Raw genomic sequence first — 17,960 nt, 5'->3', positions numbered from 1 at the left:
GGCCAAGAAATAGTCGAGGTTAAAACTAAGGCAATTTGATTAGGATTCACGAAATCACTATTTTACCAACCAGTTTTCCGCCATCACGTTTGGACTAGCTTCTACGATTTGTCCGCAGATCAGATAGAATGCAAAGCTCGATGATTGTCTTCGTCGGACCGACACACAGCTTTGGCAGATTCAGTTACTTGCAATGCTAGGTTGTACCCGAAGGATTTCAATTGAAGGCCGTGACAGAAAGCAGGGCGGACACAAACGAAGAAAAGCTACACCGCCTTGGGGATCAATTATTCTGCGTAAAACAGCTTGACTGAAACGGCCCCTTTACCGAAGTCTTGACCCTAGTTTCCAGCCAAAAGTTTTGCCAATCCGATGGTTCTCGCTCCGCATGCTGAACGAAGATCGCCGTTTCCACAATCTGTTAGACAGATGCTTCAATCAGCTTTCTGAAGTTCAAGGCGGTTCATTCGATCGGTGTGAAGCGCTGTAGATTCAGCGGGCCGACAACGTCCTGGACTTCTCGGTTTTTGAGGAGGGCATTTATGGTGTCCTTGTCATGCCGCCTGGTCGAATGCGGGTCGAGGTAATCGGCTAGCACTGGCCACCTTGTTTCCAAGATGGTCTCTCTAACGATGCGGTCTGGATCATAGATGGCTTGGTCGTCGTCGACGTCCCGTCCAGCCATTTGATCGAATGCCCGCCCAGTGCCGTAGTTCCAAATCTCGTAACCTCTCCGAAATCCGTAAGCATTCAGAAGTCGCTTCATTGCACGCGGGTTGGACTCCAGCATGCTCCTGTAGTGCCACAGCAAATGCTCTTGCTTTTTGCGGAGTTCCGGAGACTGCAGCCTTTCGAAGACTTTTGCACCGGCAATCGATGCCTCTTCGACGCTGCCTGTGCTCTGCCTGACGATGTCAATCAGCTCCGCTTCGTTGGTCGCGGCTTTCGTCCTCCTGTCGATTTGAGTTTCCAGCTCCTGTCGACGGTCTTGTTTTGAGTGTTCGCCTGGTTGACTTGGTGTTCCGGTGTCGCTTGACCGCTCAGCATCATCAACCTTGATCAACGAAGACCAGAAAACGTCGCGCTGGTTGTCGCCAAGTTGAGGCACTTCAATGGCCAACTGAAAGACCTTTTCAAGAAAGAGGTGCCCAAGGTTTTTTCCTGGCTCACTGACCTTTTGATTGAATTCAGAATAGGCTTTCTCGTAGGCGGTACTGATCCAGTCCCTGTCAGCCGCAACGACGTAGAGAACTCTCGCGCCTCGGAACAGGGTTTGGATGGACTGCAAAAGCTCGACAACGAAGTCCGGATTGCAGCGATCCAGGTCGTCAATGAATACCGCGACCGGCCGATTTACGTTGCTAATCATCTCACCAAATCGTCTTGTGAGAGGGCGTATCGGGTCTCGCGCGAGTTCCACGTAGCGTTCGGCAGCCTTGGAGTTGAAGAGCCACAGGTTGTTTCTGAACAGGAAGATGGAGCCGATAAGGGGGGCCAGTCCCGAGATTGTCTTAGCCACAGCGCCCCATTCGTCGCCGAGACCAAATTTGCTGGGATCCACGAAAAGAAGAACGAACAAGGCAACAACCAAAAGAAGCGCGCCTGAGATCGAAGGAAGCCAGGCAGTCCTGAATTGCCAGAAGCGATGACCCCACAACAACTTTCTGCTCGTTCTGCGGTCGCTTTTGCGGAGTTGAGCCCGCGTTGCATGGTAGACGGCCTCCATTAAGCTCCACCACGCAGGTCCAAGGCTTTGGTTCTGCCAGGCGTTGTAATCCACCACAATCCAGGACGGACCATCTATTCGCTTCGGAGCAGCGACATTACCTTTAAGGAGGTCTTTCTTGAGAAAGTTCAGTATCGAGGTCTTTCCGCTGCCCCATGGGCCGTGGATGTGCACCATGAAGCTGTGATCCATGGCGCCTTCGGGCACCGGTTCGCGCCAAACGCTGTCTACTATGGTTGCAATAGTGCGGGCAACTGAGCCCCGACCGAGTTCGTCGACTTCTGCAGGTCGATCAGAATAGAAAGGTGCGGTTTCTTGCTCGAAGATCTCTGGGCCAGGATGCCAGACAGATAAAGTGAACAGTTCGATCGCTGGGTCCGACAATTCGGGAAACTGGCGTGACAAAGCCCCACGGACTGCTTCGCGATTGGCACGATCCTGGTCTGTTGGGATCAAATCGTCCGCCCAGTCGTACAGGGCGCCGATCGTCATCCAACCCAGCCCTCCGTCTAGGGGACCCTTCAGGCGGTCGTTCGCATCGAGTAACTCCTGCAATTCTCGAACGGTTTCTCTGGTAGGTTTGCCGGCGCGCCAGTTCTTGTCGAACGCCTCACGAAACAGAAGTGACCCAATTATTTGGTTATTCTTTGGGTCAAGGTTAAGACCAAGACGCCTGGCCATATTGACGTAGTGCGCGAACTCGCGAAACTCGCTGGATCTTTCGATCTCCTCAAGGAGCCCGTGCTCGCTAGCGAGACTTATGATGTCCGACTTTGTTGTTTGCCCAAAGGATCCGTCGACCTCTCCAGTCAGCGCACCCGCCGCTTTGAGTTTTTCTTGCAGCTCAAGGATCGGAGCATCTATCGTGAATGGCCCTTGGGACCAAAGACTGGTCAATAGAAACTGGGCCGGTGCAGTTCCAAATGTTTCTGTGAGGTACTTGAGGATCTGATCTCTGTTGACCCGAATGGCTTCGGGGTCGTTGACCATTGCGGACACTTCTTCGTCTTGAGAGATGACATCCCGAACGGCCGACAGCGTGTCTTGTCCAACGATCCCATCTGTAGCCAGGTCGGCTCCTAGATTGGAGTTCAGATCCCGCTGGAGTTCCCGGATAACCTCTTTGGTGGGTCGACCTTGAGCGTCTTGATGCCTGGCGTCTTCGAGCTCGTATTCTACGTCGCGCAATTTTGCAGCGTTCAACGCATTCCACGTCTCTTCACCAGCTACCCCGTCAGCTGGAAGACCATTTCGCCGTTGGAATTTTTCGACAGCGCTCTTTGTGTCCGCTCCAAAAACGCCATCGACGTCCTTAAGCAGTCCGAGTTCCGATAAAATTTTCTGAAGCCGGAGGACGTCTTTTCCAGAGGTCGAGTAGACAGCCTTGAGGGTCGGATCGTTCTCTTCAGGTTCCATTAAACTGCCTTGGTCAATTCATCAATGGGTTATGCAAAGTCATTGTGCCTCGGAACGACCAGATATGCATCGGTATTCTAGACCGTTGGTGTGGCTGCCTTAATTGAACTGTCTATGTTTGTGGTTTGGTTAGAAGCGGAGTTTCCTTATTGATTCGCGCAGTTTCCTTGCTTTGGGTAGCCGCATGCGTGTGAAAAGACCAATTGTGACACAACTTATAGTATAGTCGCTTCGATTTCTTGGTGAGTCTATTTGCAACAGCGTGCAACAAGTTGCAACAACCTGCTACATCGCGAATTTCTACCAATGAGATAGTGTGATGAACGAAGGTAAAATATTGAAAAAAAACGCTTTTAGGTGGCTTTGAAATTCTGGCAAAGTCTTACTGTGACCGAGTTGATCCAACAACTCATGGGCTGTTAGCGATATAGGCGCCGCAACTTTTGGGCGCTTTTTGATTGCACAAGATTTGAAAGGAAAAACTGTGAACAAAACTATCGAGCGCGTTTTGAGGCGAAAGGAAGTTGAGGCGGTTACTGGTCTCTCTCGCTCAACAATTTACGCGATGATTGCGGAGGGTGAGTTCCCGCAGTCAATCAAACTTGGAAAGCGAGCTGTGGGTTGGACAGAAACGAGCATAAAGTCGTGGCTTGATGCTCGCCGTTTTGCCGAGATCGAACCATGACCAAGTGGGTAAAAGATGCACTATTTCGCAGTCGGCCGTTGTGTCTAAATTTTAGCTACCCGCTGGCTGGAAATCCGTCAAGTTTCAACCTTCGAGGCGGATGCACATGAGCTACGTGGCAACAGGAGCAGTTCTAAAAAAGAAAGTTGGCTCGCCCACACGAAAAGCAGTGTTGCTCTACATGGCGGGTTGCGCGAGCGATGACGGCTCGGGTGTTTGGGCAAGCAAAACTACTATCGCCGCAGATCTGGAAATGGGAAAGCGAACAGTTCAAAAGTGCATCGAGGATTTAGTTGGCGCTGGACTTATCACACACGTTGGCAAGCGACCTTGCGCCAACGGTTTCACAATCGAGTATCGACTGAATCTTAGGGCGATCTCCACCTTGGAGCCAACCCGTGCACTAGCTGCACGAATGCAAAAAGGACATCTGACACGTGCAAGAGATGCCGGTCTAGAAGTGCAGGAGGTACACCCAAATATCCCTAGAAACTTAAGTGAACCGTCAGAAGAACCCCCTTTAGTCCCCCGAGAACAAAAAACGACACGGGCTACCTCACTGCCGGATAGTTGGGTGCCCTCTAAGAAAAACGTTCAAGACGCAGTAGATCGCAGTTTCACTGAGAAGGAGATTGAGTATGAAGCCGATCGTTTCCGTGATTACCACCTCGCAAAGGGAACCAAGTTCAAAGACTGGGATGCTGGCTGGAGAACATGGCTTAGCAATTCAAGAAAATTTGGAAGTCAGCGCATGGCTTTCACGCCAGACACCTCACGACGTCGACACGGCAGCGGTGTCGCGAGCGTTGTCGCGCGGCGTCGAGCTGAACGTAGTATATGAAGGCCGTTACCCCAGAGGCCAAAATGGCGAAAGCCTGGGCTCATTCTCAGTGGCAACCTCCTGCACGGCTGTTGGTACAAATGAACAGCGCGCTAAAGCAAGGCAAGATCTTTTGAAGTTCTTAACGCCGGCTTGCCGGGGACAAATCGAGGAATGGATTGCGGAATTGTCAGTGATAACGGCTGGAGCAGGGCGCAACGGTTTTGAAGCTGAGCTCATGGTTTCGGCTTACACGAGACGCCTTTTGGAGTTTCCCGCGGACATTGTCCGCTACGCTCTAGTGACAAAAACTTGGAAATGGTTTCCAGCTTGGGATGAACTTGAACAAGTTTGCAAAATCAAAATTTCGCCGCGTTTGCTTATGCTGCAGGAGCTTTCGCGACAGCAGCCGGATCCCGCTCCTGTTCGAAGATCACCAACAGAAGAGGAAAGAGCGGCTATTCAAAAACTCGTGGACGAAACCTTCCCACGGCAAGCCAGGGGATTTTGCAAGTAAAAGCAATAGTTATTGCCACCACAGGAACCGTGAAAGGGGGGCGGGCGATAACAAGATCTCAGAAATCCCTTAGTACTACCTTCGTCATGGGGTTTGCAGACTATGTTAACAAATGTTGAGGTTTCATGATGGGGCGCCCGACAAATTTTGAGCGGAAAATACGTGCACGCTTTAAAGGCAACCCCATAGATTGGCAGTCGCGTCTGTCACGCTGGCGGCCTTGCCCCGCAGAGTCCCACAAACATCAGAACTTCCAGAGGGACTGCTCTCAGTGCTCCGGAGTGAACTGCAAGCGGATGGCTGAATTGGGTTTGAATGATGACGGGGAACAACTGCCTAAGTCAGAGCGCCCACAATGCGGCGCAAAGACTCGAGCTGGAGGCCAGTGTCATGCCCGTGTAGTACCCGGAAAACGGCGATGCAGGCTTCATGGTGGTCTCAGTACTGGGCCAAAGGGAAAAAATGCTCTAAAAACGCCTGACTAATGTATAATAGTATGGACAACACTCTTTCCGTCAATCGATTGGTTTCATGTGCTGCGTTTCCGTATTCTGATGCAGGTTTGGAAAAGAGTGTGGATTGCCGGATGCCTCCAATACAAGGGACACAGTGAATATGGCGGCATCGTTACTTAAAGATTATGCGGCTTGGTTAGCTACATCGGACCTTTTAACTCAGCTCTCAAAGAAAACTTATCTTTGCAAAAGGGGGTGTAAAGTTGAAATTCATTGAAACAGTTGAGCTAGACTTTTGATGATACAATCTGGTTACCAGCGCTATCGGTGGCCAATTCCAGATAAGTCGAAGATGATACGACGAACCCGAGGTTTTCACCAAGCTCAAAAGGAAAAATTTCTGGCCTTGCTTCCAGCGATCCAAGTTTAATCGGCCGTCCTGCAGCCTCTAAAATAACCCTTATCATCCAGCGAACCAAATCTGGCCCATCTATTAATATGGCATTCTTTCGCGTGAGAATCTTCCCGTTGCTACTACGATCGAGCATTGCCCAGTCGGACATGGATTGAAGGACCATGTTGGTCATCCTTCTCGTCCCTTCGCGTTCGCCGTAGATTTCTGCCATCCGGCGATGTACCTCGGCGGTAGTGCAGTCGCCTTGGAGCGAGGTCAATCGGCCAACGATTTCAGCCACTTTGGCAAAGAAAGGGTATGTCACAATAGCCATACCCCACGTGAGAGTGGCCGGTGACACTGATGGCATGGATTGGAAAAGCTCCACTGCGTGTTCAGCTAAAGGCTCCAGATCCTTGCGCGGCTCCAACCAGAGGCGGTTCAGTACGGTTCTGGTCTTTTTCTTGGCGGAAGGTCCTGAGTGAGCCTCATCCAGGAGAACATCAAGATCGTCGAGCTCAGCGAGACCAGTTCTGACTTCCAGCGCTTTTTTTGCCCATTCAAGGCGAATGAAACGGTCAAATCCTATCTTAGGCGCTGTTGGTCGCATGTTCGTCTTTCTTCATATTTATTTTCACAAACGGCACAATCAGTTCCTCTAACGCCATCCCTCCATGAGCGACAACCATGTTTCCTTTGGGCACAAATGCGCCGCGTTCATTCGCGTAAACGGGCAAAAAGTCGGGCGGGAGTCCTGGACCGCTGAATCGAAACGTATCGATCTCTTGTGGAACAGACGCCGCGAGGTCCTCGCTGCGATATGCTTTAACACGCTCTCCCTTCATCTCGGATACAACACCCTGGCTAAGCCGTCCAATGCCCAAAGCATCAACATTTCCATGATCAGCAGTCAGGTAGATATGGTAACCGTGCCTGCTGAGCATTAGAAACAGTTTTTCAATGAAGCCGGTATCGCACCACTCGCGAATTTGGCCAGCAATCCCGCGTTTCCCAAGCATTGCTCCATGGACAATTTCATCGACCATATCAACGACAAGGCCAGCGACCTTGGTCGTCGGCTTTGAAAGTACGTCCTCGAGTAGTGCCAATTGGTCGGAACGTTTTAGGCCCTTCTGGTAAACGACTTCGGGCTTCCGGAGGCCGTTTTCTTGCCAGAACTTCGCCCAGAGAGACGGTTCTTGCGCCGTCGAATCCATTGAGCCTTGAAACTCCCGTGGCTTGAGGCCGGAAAAGAGCGCTTGGCGAGAGATTGACGTCAGAGTCGGCAGCCACGCAAAGCAGCCACCCTCGTCGGCGGATAAGTCGGGAAGCTTGGTCGACAGGTGCTCCCTGATCTGGGCCCACTGGTCCAATGCCAAACCATCAAAGACAAGAAGAGCAATTCGATCTTCGCCAAATCCCCTGCGCATCGCGAGATAGCGCGGCACGTGATGTACCATCACTGGCGCTTTTGCGACGGGTAGGGAGGGCAAGTCTGCAAAATGCTGAAGCACCCAATCCTTGAGGCGGGCATCGGCCTCTTTTTGCAAGATCAGAAGTTGCCCCTGCAGGTTATCTGCGTCCGCCGCTTTCAGTTCGTTGAAGCGGTAGATGAGTTCTCCAAGGCGGCGCGCCGCCTCTAACCAATCTCGATGCGAAGCGCCCTCCGAGGGTAGACTCGCCGCGATCCTTTTCGTTCCCTCCGACACCAAATGCGCAAGTGCCTGAGGGTCATCAATCAGACCAACCTGTATCCAATCGGGAAGGTGCTCAGGACGGACATTTGCCTCAATAGGCTGAAGGGCTCCCTCGAGGAACATGGTATCAATGATCACCCTTACGTCGGGGTGATCAAAGGGCACGTCAAACGCATGGCCTTCGACCGGCTCCTGATCCCTGTCGCGGGCATCGGGTTCAACGCCAAATTGTGCCACGAAACGCGCCCAAGATTCCTGTATGGCGCGGAGCATAAAGGGTTTTGAGGCGAGCAGCTCACTAATCGGAAGACTTCCAAGAGATGTGTCCCGGAGGACGGTTGCGACATGGTCTGCAAATGGGCTGGGAAGGCCAGCCCCGCGATAGTGAAGCCGCAGAGCTTCTCGCCAGAAATCCTCCGGTCGATTCAGCAGATAAGGGCTAAGCCTGAAGATGTGCGTGAGGACAAAATCCTTGGTTGCGCCTTCTCCCAGTAGCTGCGTCGCGTGCTTCTGATAGGCTTGAAAGAGCCCTTCGTGGTGTTCAGCGTCAAGCTTGCGGACGACACCATAATTCAGATTGGGGAAAAGATCAGCCAAGCTCAGGCTGACTTGTCGTGCTGACCTGATGTAGTCCCAAGGTATGGAGTTGATGTCCGCGCCCCGCCACTGCAGGATGAGCGCCTTCGCGGTACCTTTCTCACCCACATCCCATGCGGATCGATAACGCTCTTCATACTCGGTTCTAAAGGAAACAGAGTCTTCGAACGGGAGAACCTCAAAATCGCGTTCGCGAAGCCCGAGCAGAATGGTCTCATCCAAGAGCAGGCCATCCGGATCCAAGGCGATCCAGAAGCGAGACAGATCTGCGGGAAACTCCCGCAGGATACGATCAGCCCAAATACTCATTGTGCACCAGCCACCGTTTCGCCAATTCGCAACACGAGGAGGGCATTGAGATCGGGCGAGTAAGATGCCGCGGCATCGAGCTGCGCCATACAAGCTTCATGTTCTTTCTGCAGCCGCTTCCGTCGATAATCACGAACAGTCTGAAGCCCCACTCTGCCAATCGCCTGGTGTCGAGCTTCGAAAGCGTAGAGTGCGCGTTCTCGTTCTTCCTTGATCCGAGCCTTGTGCTCTGTCACAAGATCAGAGAACACCCGCTCTCCTTGCGTGACCGCAGCCCCTTTTGATCTCTCGAACCAGTCGCGCGGCGCCTCGATCTGAGGCGCACCAATCGACTCGATCTGCTCCGTCAGAAGCACGTCCCAAATGCGTTTTGCCGTCGGTTGGAAGGCGCGCCCTTCATCATTGACGAAAACGGATAGGAAGCGGCGGCGGCTGAAATCGTCAGCTGCCAGACTGACTTCCCAAAGTGACCAAACGCCTTTCACACTATCAGGCAGGCCTGTTATGCGGACGGCGGGGACGGGTTGACCAGCGATGCAACGCGGAAGATCGGTAATCAAAGCCTGCGCTCTTGGATCTTCCAGCGTGACCCACTCAACTTCGGGCCGATCTCCCGCGGTGCGCGCATCAAAACACACCGAAGATGACTCTGTGTCATCGTCCCACCGTATCCGCCAGGTATCGCCTTCCTTCTTGGCTTCACCCCCGCGCGCAGGGAGGCCAGTTGTGATTGCCCGCTCCAGCCAAAACTGTGCCGGATGGTCTCGCCACTTGCGCGCATCAGCGGCTTCTAGTTCATGGCCGTCGGCGAGCAGATCACTATTCTTCCGGTTCTCTGCCAACGAGGATCGAAGCTGCGTAAGAACGGCATCGCATTCTGTTTCGATCGACGCCGGGTCTTGGATCCCATGGACAAAAAGCTCGTCGAACAGAGGCTCCGCCTCCACCGAATCCATCACATCGGCAACTTTATCCACGCCGAACTCCTCTGCGATCACAGCGAGCTTTGTTTCAAGAACTTCGCGAACCCGATGCTCGACGGTGTCTTCGAGTACGAAATTGATGGCTCGCACAATATGCGGTTGCCCTATGCGATCCACGCGCCCAATACGCTGCTCGACCCTCATCGGGTTCCATGGCATGTCGAAGTTGATGATGACATGGCAGAATTGAAGATTGAGGCCCTCGCCGCCAGCGTCCGTCGAGATCAGGATACGCACATCCTTGGAGAATGCCCGCTGCGCGCGGCCACGCGCCTCAAGGTCCATGCCCCCATTGAGCGTTGCAACCGAGAACCCCCTGCTTTCGAGAAATTCCGCGAGCATGGCCTGGGTCGGAACAAACTCGGTGAAAACCAGGACCTTAAATTCAGGATCGTTTTCCTCCTGCTGAATCTTGTAGATCTGCTCAAGGAGTGCCTCGGCTTTTGCGTCTGTTCCTTTCGCCTCTGTCTCACGAGCGAGGAACAACAATGCCTCAACGTCTTTTCGCTCGTCATCCAAGGCATCGAAGGCCACGGCGATATCGATCTGGTCATCACCCGTTAGCTCATGCCAGTCTCCGACACCTTCGGTGGAAAAGAGCTGAAGCTGTCGCTGGTCGTCGTCCAGGGCGAGGAGGCGCTTTTCCAAGGTTGCGCGGATGGCTGCGGTGCTGGACGTCACCAAACGCTGCATGAGGATCATAAAGAAGCCGATGTGCCGCTGCTTCGATGCCATGGCTTGGTTATAGCCGTGGCGAACATACTCAGTGATCGCTTCGTACAACCCTTGCTGTGCTTTGTGTCGGTCAAGCCAGGCGACAGCCTGAATGCGGGTCATTCGAGGCTTGAACAGAGGCTTGCCTTCAGCATCGATCGCGAGCCTCTTCTCTGTCCGCACAACGAACGGGCGCACGCCGTCGCTCGAGACGCTGTTCTCATCGGGGAAAGAGTCTCGATCCAGCAGCTGCATCAGACGGTGGAATTGATCCGTTTTGCCTTGGTGGGGCGTTGCCGACAGAAGGAGAAGGTACGGGGCGGCCTCGGCAAGTGCCGCGCCCAACTTGTACCGTGCAACCTGATCCGTGCTGCCTCCCATTCGGTGAGCTTCGTCGATGATCACAAGGTCCCAGTTGGCCGAAATCAGGTCTTCGAACCGTTCACGATTGTAGGTGCTGAGTTGCTCCGCGCTCCATCCGCGCCGCCCTTCGAGTGGCTTCACCGAATCCAGCGAACATATAGCCTGATCGTGCAGCCGCCAGAGGTTCTCCTCGTCATCCCGAAACTGCCGGTAAGCGGAGAGCTCTGACGGCTCGATGAACTGGAAGTTCTCACCAAAATGCAGGCGCATCTCGGCCTGCCATTGCCGCACCAGACCCTTGGGCGCGACGACAAGGATCCGCTTGGCCATGCCGCGAAGCTTCAACTCCCGGAGGATCAGACCGGCTTCGATGGTCTTGCCGAGCCCCACCTCATCCGCAAGCAGATAACGGATCCGATCCCGGCTCATGGCGCGGTTCAGGGCATAGAGCTGATGCGGCAAAGGAACGACGCTCGACTGGATTGGCGCGAGAAGCAGATTGTCTTCCAGCGCGTCCTGGAGCTTTGCCGCGGCGGCCGTGTGCAGGATCTGTTCGACTGACGGCCGGACAGCGTCGAGTGGCCCTATCTCCCGAGACCTGGCACGGACAACAGCATCCTTGCCCGGGAGCCAGACACGGTATGAGGTTTCGCCCCACATCTCCTCCCGGTCCACGACGCGGCAGGGTGCGGCATGTCGTTCATGCCAGCACCACGCGCCAATGCCAAAGTCTTGGGAGGCATGCGTCACGCATCAGCCTCCATACGAGTCAGCGCCTGGTCGTACCAGAGCAGCAGCTTTTCATCCTCTTGCAGCGTTTCACTTGGCAGCTTGTCCGCAATGCCGATGATCGTTTGGTAATCTTTCGCGGCCCACGCTGCCTTGAACCCGGCGCGCAATACCTCGAGGCGCGACTCCTTGAGCTGGCGCTTGGTCGCAGTCTTGTAGTCTTCGAACTCTTTCAATAGCGCCCGTTCACGCTTCTGTTCCAGATCCTTCGCCTTGTTCGGATCGGGCACATACCAGCGGCCCTTTGCTTTTGCTTGCAGGAGCGTTTCTTCCTTCTCAAGACCGCGGAGATCCCTAAAGTTGGTCGACAGGTAGCTGTGGATCTGGCTGGGTACGTCGCCGTTCCCATCATAGCGCAGGAAGTTGTCCTCCAGCAGCGCCGACAGCTCTGGCTTCTCTTCGTGCTTCCGCCAACCCGCACCAATCTGCACCGTGAAATCCGGGTGGATATCCTGGTAGGTCGAGGGGCGCTTGCGCAAATGGTCGGTCAGCCAATCGATGGCTGAGCGCTCGTCAGAGACAAAAAGCTCGATCTGCGGTGCTTGCTCCACCTTTGCGCGCTTCTTGTCATAGTCGGTCACCTGTTCGGGCAAAAAGACCATCCCGTCGCGCTCGGGGTAGCGGCTGCGCAGCCCGTCGAGGAACTCTTCGGTTGAGAGCGGGACCGGGTAGTCATGGCGGATGAACCACGCAACCATCCGGTCGTAGATGCGGCGCGGATCACGTTCCACAACGATTTCAATGACCCCGCTTTTTACCTTCGAAACCGGTAACTGGCGCAAATGGGTTTCGACAAAGTCCCAAGCAGACTCAGGCGCAGCACCACGTTCAGCCAGACGCGTTTCAAGGCCGCCATTGGGCTTGTAGGCCGAAATGACGAGATCTTGCTTTACAGCATTTGGCGAGACCAGTTGTTGAAAACTGCCTTGCTTTTTATCTAGTGCATTTACTTCAGCTACGACGAACCCTGCTTGTTGAAGACCAACCTGGATCGAATTCCAAACAGCGGCACGACTGTTAGAAAAGACGACTGTCATCCAGCGGCCTGGCTTAAGAACCCGAAAATACTCTCGGAAAGACTGTGTCATCAAATGTTGGTACTCTGGCACAGCTTTTTGCCTTACCCGATCCACAATCGCTTCAGGAGTTGGGTCTGTTGTGACGCCGTGCCATGACTCGACTAAGAAATTCAGATCTGAGTAGTAAATGTTCTCTCCAAAAGGCGGATCAGTAAACACATAATCGATACTGTTGTCGGGAAGTGGTAGCGCGGTCGCTGACCCTGTATTAACCGCGGTTACATTCTTCTTAGCTTGATACTTCCCGAAGGCAGAGACCAATCTCTTGAGCTTTCCATCCAAGATGTACCAAGGGCTGCACTCTGAAATCTGAGACGCAACATAAAAAACACCGCTGAGATACTGGTTGACCTGCGAAAAGTGCGTTGGCGTATACCTCGCCAAAATAGACATTCCCCAAATCGCTTGTTCCACCATGTAAACTAAGAATGAGCGAGTTTTTGGATCAGGGTGACTCTGAGCTCTTTGCCAGAGGAGGCTCATTCCATGAGCAGCACGCGGCAAGTACATGTGATGAATTGCTTCGGTTTGCGTGGTGCGCATTCTACCCACCCGTGTCATTTGACAGTCTGGAAGCGTGGTAGTCGGTAGCGCACTAGGCAAATCGAGTTCTGCGATTTTGGACAAGCGCTCAATGTCTTGTTGATCCGGTGTCTTCTCGAAAGTTTCCTTACCAATTTTATAGACAAGGAGGGACGGCACCCGTTTTGGGCGCTGTGTCATAGTGTTGGTTGCTGGATCAATGAAGTTCTCAAAGACTAGATCCATTTTTTCTTTTGCAGCCTCTGCCCCACAATGCGGGCAAACCAGCGTTTTGGAGACCTTTTTGGTTTCCATATCCAGAGCCGCCTCAGTGAATACGATTTCACCTGAGCAAGAATGACAGCTAAACGTATCGCTCCAGACAGTGTACTGAATCCGCGCTTCTGTCTTGCCATCAGAATGCAGTGTTTTGTACATCCAGCCGATTTCTTTCTCGACTTCGTTAAGCAGCTGCTTACCCGCTTTCGCAAAGGCGTCGACGTCGAAAGGCAGATTGTAATTGGCTCCGATAAACGTGGCCGCCGGGGATAGATCGTTAAGCACCGCGCGCCGCGCTCCCCACTTGGGGGCCTCCATGCCCGCCTTTTTCCACTCCATTTCCAATTGATGTCGGTAGGCGGCGGGCGCAGTTCCACACCATTGGGCCGCAACACCGGTCATCCCAGACCCAGCAAAGCCGTCGAGCACGATGTCGTCCGGATCCGTGAAGTGGAGGATCGAGGGCACGATGGCGAGATGAGGAACCTTGGTGTGATACCCATGAGCCTTATACAACGCGTCGGTCTTGCCAACGGACACGTCGATGGCCATCGGCTCACGAGCATACGATCGCGTCGGATCATAGGGCGATCCGTAATGCTCAACAAAATCCGCGAGCCAGGGGTTGGGGCACGCCGTGTAGTAGGGCGGATCCGACATGGCAAGGATCGCGTCGTCCGCTCCTTGCGGAAACCCTTCCTGGTTCCGAAAGTCCGGATCTTTCAGCCTTTCCTCAAGCAGCCCCGAGAAGTGATCCCGGCGCGCGTCATCGCTCGGGAACGTCATGCCCAGGCATTCGACAGGCCCGCCGTTCTTGCCGCCATCCATCTTCAGTTGTTCAGTCATCGGTTGGTCTCTTTTCAATGTCGGTTGGCGGAAGTTCACTCGACCACGAAGCGCAGCTTGGAGGTGTCCTTGCCCTTGCAGCGGTCGGTCAGGAACGCTTCGAACCGCTTGCGCAGGTCTTCGGGTGTCGCGGGCGATCCGCCCTGAAGCAGTGCCTGCCGGATGTCGCTGCCCGAGACGACGACCTTGTCGAGGCCGGACAGCGCCTCTTGCACTGCACTGATGAATTCGGGCATGACCGGATCGGGCAATGACTTGCTGTCGACAAAGCCGGTGACGATCTTGCGGGAACCTTCCTTGAGCAGTTCGAAGTTCGACTGGATGATCGGATCCTCGAGGTTGTCGAGAAGCGTCTGTACCCACCCGTCCAGCATCTGATCGAGCTCGTCATCAAGCTGTTTGAGCACATTGGCCGCGGGCAGCATGTCGCCCTGCTCGTTCGCCGGGCGGAAGTTGCAGTGCGGGCAAACCGGGCTGGCCGCGAGTTCGGAGTCGATCAGCGAGGCGCAGCTCTTCAACTTGTCGAGCTTCTCCTCGAACGTGGTGAGCTGGCTTGTCGGCATCAGCGAGATATTCGCCAAAGCCCGCATGGCGACGAGCCGGGGGTCCTTGCGCAGCGCGGTCTTTGTCTTGTCCTCGGATACTCCGAGACGCGCCTTGCTGTGCAGGCTGACATAAGCCGTCACATAGTCCTTTTTGAGCTTGGCGAGCGTCTGCCGGTGTTCGGTTCCATTCTGACCAGTTCGGCTCGTCGACAATGCATCGACGACCTGCTTGCGCCTATCCTGAGCCTGCTTCACCCATGCGTGGTCAGACGGCAGCACCATCTCGGCCTGACCAAGGTAGCTTGCCGTATTCCCGAGCTCGCCGATCAGGCTGACGAGCCCTTCGACGGAGTTCAGAACCTCAAGGTTCTTCTTCTGGGCTGCGATATCATCCGACCCAATGCGCAGGTTCTTGAGCTTGCCGACCGTGTTGTAGGGCGACAGGCTTTCCGAGAAGGTCTTGAGCTCGTCGAGCTTTGATCTCCAGTCGCGGATTTCTTCCTCGCGCAGGAGGGGCTGGCCCCAGAAGCTAAGCCGGTTTGCCATGTCGGTGGAGGCTGCAAGCACACGCTTTGTGAGCTTGCTGACTTCCTCCTGAAGCGCCTTGACTGGCTCGTCCGAGCCTTGAGTGGCCTGCTGCGCGAGACCCGGCGGCAACTCCAGCATCTCGAAGAGCGACCGGAGCACTGCAACGTTGATTTCCTTCGGTGCTTCAACATGCTTGAACTGCTTCAACTCATCGAGCGGACGATCCGCGAGAAGTCCGATCTTGCCGGAGTCAATTTTGTCCCCGGTAATTGCCAGGACAATGTCACCGGAATAGACCAGTGACCCAAGCACCGTGACCAATAGGTCAGTCTCGAGCCGGTATTTGTCAGGGCCGAAGTACTCGATATCCGCATTTCCAACGAGCAACTCACTGCGGTTAAGCACTTGCCCATGACCTTTGGTCTTCAGCCGCGCGAGAACCTCCTGCGCATATCGAGATTGAACCGGATCAATGCGATCACCATCGAGCATTTCGAGGCCATCCAGGACGATCACAGCGTCTTTCGTACGGTTGCTGCCAGTTAGGGCACGAAGCGCGTTGCCAATGAGCTGTTTTCGGTTGGACTCCGTCACGAGCGCCGAGAACGTTGGGTATTCGGGGGAAACATCGGTGAACCGGCTGCTTAGCGCGATCCCCGCGATCACGTTGACGACGTCGCGGAAGTTGATGCGCTCGTCTGGCCCCAAACGCGCTTTGTCCCTGAGTGAAATACCTTTGGTCCAGTCACGTAGTGTCTTGGACTTGCCTTGGAACGTGACCTCGAATGCCTCCAGCTGTTTTTCCTGCAGCCATTTGCTCATTTCGCGCAGCGCATCGCGAGCGCGGTCAAGATACACGCCTTTTGCGCCACCACTTGCCGTGGAGGCCAGTTCCTGGGCGGCGGCGTAGAAGCTCAGCAATCGCTTGATGATTTCGTCTGGTGCTTTAAGACGGAAGAAGACCTCGTCGGGCTTCTGCTCATCACGGAAACGCGGGGGATCGAAGGGCTGGATGAAGTACAAATAGAAATCCCGCTCTGGCTGAGCGGTCGGCCGGTCGTTCGGCGCCCCAAAGAACAAATAGCCAATCCGTTCGACGCGACGCTCCTGCCACTCGATCTGGTATTGCCAAATCTGGTGTCCCGTCACGTAACTGGACTCGTCCGTGCGCTCCATGAGTTGGCTAATTGCGCCGTAGTAAGCGCGATCGAGCGCATCCTCAGAAAGAGCCTCGGCCCGCTTCTCGATTTGCGCGTCGTAATCGACGTCCTTTTTTAGGTCGAGATAGTATTGCTCGGTGTCTGGCGCTTTGGAGATGAACTGACCATTTACTGTCTTGAGCGTCTCTCGAAGCGTGGTCTGGACCGCAGTGAGTAGGTCGTCGGACGGATCGCCACCCATGTCTTCAATACCCGGCTGAAACAGGCACAGCGTGTCGCGCAGTTCCTCGGCCGTCGGTCCGACAGGAACATAGATGTCCCCACCTGTCGTCAGGCGATGGACAGAAAGACCGTCAATGATGCGAAGCGCCATCGGCTTATAGGCAGGACGAGTGAACGCCTTGGAGACCCTCTCCGCCAACACTTCTGAAACCTTGAGCACAGGCCCGATATTCGGATCTGAACGCAGAACGGAGTTCGCTACGACAGTGTCCCAAAACTTGTCGAAGCCGATCAAACCAGGCCGATCTGAAGGAACTTCATCGTCCAGGATTGCCTGGATCTGATCACGCAAGGTTACCAGGGCGCCCCGCTTCTCGGTGAATACCAGGCGCTCAAACGTCCCGATGTAGTCTGGGTGTACTGGGAACAAACGCACATACTCGTCCAGCCGCTCATTCATTGAGCCATAGAATTTCGAGAATGGCGCAAGGTAAGCGCGGATCTTGTCCTGCTGGTCAGCCGACTTCTTCAAGAGGCGTTCCGCGACAACGAAACTGACATCTTGTCTTGCCAGCAAAACTTGAGTGAATCGGTCCTTCACCCTCCGCAGGCTATCCGCCACATGTTGAAAGCGGCTACTATCGAAGATCGCTTCCTGAACGCCCGCAACGAAACGGAACCGGAGATGTTTGGTAACCTCTCCAATCTCGCGGAGGAAGGACAAGTCGAGCACCAGTTCGTGGTCCTTGCGCGACCGCAGGTATTCGAGGAACTCATCGACAACGAGGAGAACTCCTTGATCGGGGTGAACGTCCGCAAAAGCCGACATCATCTCCTCGAACGAGGCCTTGTTATTGATGACCTTGTCGGCAGGCGGGAACGCATATGTCACGCCGTGCTTTTCTAGGAACACCTCAAGCTGTTGGGTGATGATGTCGCGCAATGACATCTGACTTGAAATTTCAATCCGATGCACTTTGAAGCGGCCCGCAATTGTCTTTGCAGCCTCGGCCACTTTGGGGTGCAGGATCATCGGTAGATATGCCTCATCCTCAGCGACAAGTGACAGCACCGACATCAAGTGCGACTTACCAGTGCCGTAGTTCCCGACCACCAAGACGCCTTTGTGGTCCACAGCCTCATCGAAGGACAGCTGCGGGATCATGAGCTTGGCGATGCGTTCGGCCATGTCATCTGAGATGACATAGGTGGACACAAGCTTCTTGGCTTCACTAGGACGATCCGCGTCGAGAAGCTGAATAACCGACTCAATAGGTTCAAATTGAATGAGATCGCCGTAACGCATTGCCATCT

The 17,960-nt window shown here is 54.3% G+C and carries 9 protein-coding genes and 1 pseudogene; 4 read left to right on the top strand and 6 right to left on the bottom strand.

All coding sequences use genetic code 11. The annotated features are described in order from the left end of the window. Positions 1-463 precede the first annotated feature (463 nt). Positions 464-3,142, bottom strand: a complete 2,679-nt coding sequence (locus tag RA28_RS03095) for a P-loop NTPase fold protein (RefSeq protein ID WP_039523661.1) — start codon at positions 3,140-3,142, stop codon at positions 464-466. A 484-nt stretch (positions 3,143-3,626) separates the two neighbouring features. Between RA28_RS03095 and RA28_RS03090 the strand changes: the two genes are divergently transcribed. The 4 genes and pseudogenes from RA28_RS03090 to RA28_RS23080 all read left to right on the top strand — a co-directional run bounded on the left by RA28_RS03090 (position 3,627) and on the right by RA28_RS23080 (position 5,649). Next, the gene (locus RA28_RS03090) at positions 3,627-3,827 is read left to right on the top strand and encodes a helix-turn-helix transcriptional regulator (RefSeq protein WP_446737311.1); all 201 of its coding nucleotides are present in this window, start codon (positions 3,627-3,629) and stop codon (positions 3,825-3,827) included. 100 nt (positions 3,828-3,927) lie between these two features. Next, positions 3,928-4,125: pseudogene (locus tag RA28_RS23115) on the top strand (helix-turn-helix domain-containing protein); the annotation flags it as partial. Positions 4,126-4,465: 340 nt separating this feature from the next. Further along, positions 4,466-5,164, top strand: coding sequence for a hypothetical protein (locus RA28_RS22965; protein WP_039523659.1), 699 nt, complete (start codon positions 4,466-4,468; stop codon positions 5,162-5,164). 125 nt (positions 5,165-5,289) lie between these two features. Next, complete coding sequence (locus RA28_RS23080) at positions 5,290-5,649, top strand: HGGxSTG domain-containing protein (RefSeq protein WP_342585412.1); 360 nt, start codon at positions 5,290-5,292, stop codon at positions 5,647-5,649. A 257-nt stretch (positions 5,650-5,906) separates the two neighbouring features. Here the strand turns inward: RA28_RS23080 and RA28_RS03080 are convergent, their stop codons facing one another. From RA28_RS03080 to RA28_RS03060, 5 genes are read right to left on the bottom strand one after another with little or no spacing between them, the layout of a single operon-like run. Beyond that, a complete protein-coding gene (locus RA28_RS03080; protein ID WP_039523657.1) occupies positions 5,907-6,623 on the bottom strand; it encodes a hypothetical protein in 717 nt (238 codons plus the stop codon). Continuing rightward, the gene (gene pglZ / locus RA28_RS03075) at positions 6,604-8,616 is read right to left on the bottom strand and encodes a BREX-3 system phosphatase PglZ (protein WP_039523654.1); all 2,013 of its coding nucleotides are present in this window, start codon (positions 8,614-8,616) and stop codon (positions 6,604-6,606) included. The genes RA28_RS03080 and pglZ overlap by 20 nt, the downstream gene beginning before the upstream one ends. Further along, complete coding sequence (locus tag RA28_RS03070; protein ID WP_039523652.1) at positions 8,613-11,426, bottom strand: DEAD/DEAH box helicase; 2,814 nt, start codon at positions 11,424-11,426, stop codon at positions 8,613-8,615. The genes pglZ and RA28_RS03070 overlap by 4 nt, the downstream gene beginning before the upstream one ends. Further along, positions 11,423-14,191, bottom strand: coding sequence for a DNA methyltransferase (locus RA28_RS03065; RefSeq protein ID WP_052261247.1), 2,769 nt, complete (start codon positions 14,189-14,191; stop codon positions 11,423-11,425). Before RA28_RS03065 ends, RA28_RS03070 begins: the two co-directional genes overlap by 4 nt. Before the next feature lie 35 nt (positions 14,192-14,226). Beyond that, a complete protein-coding gene (locus tag RA28_RS03060; protein WP_206539610.1) occupies positions 14,227-17,958 on the bottom strand; it encodes a DUF6079 family protein in 3,732 nt (1,243 codons plus the stop codon). Positions 17,959-17,960: the final 2 nt, after the last annotated feature.

Source organism: Ruegeria sp. ANG-S4, assembly GCF_000814005.1.
GTDB lineage: Bacteria > Pseudomonadota > Alphaproteobacteria > Rhodobacterales > Rhodobacteraceae > Ruegeria.
This window is presented reverse-complemented; position numbering and strand designations above follow the sequence as displayed.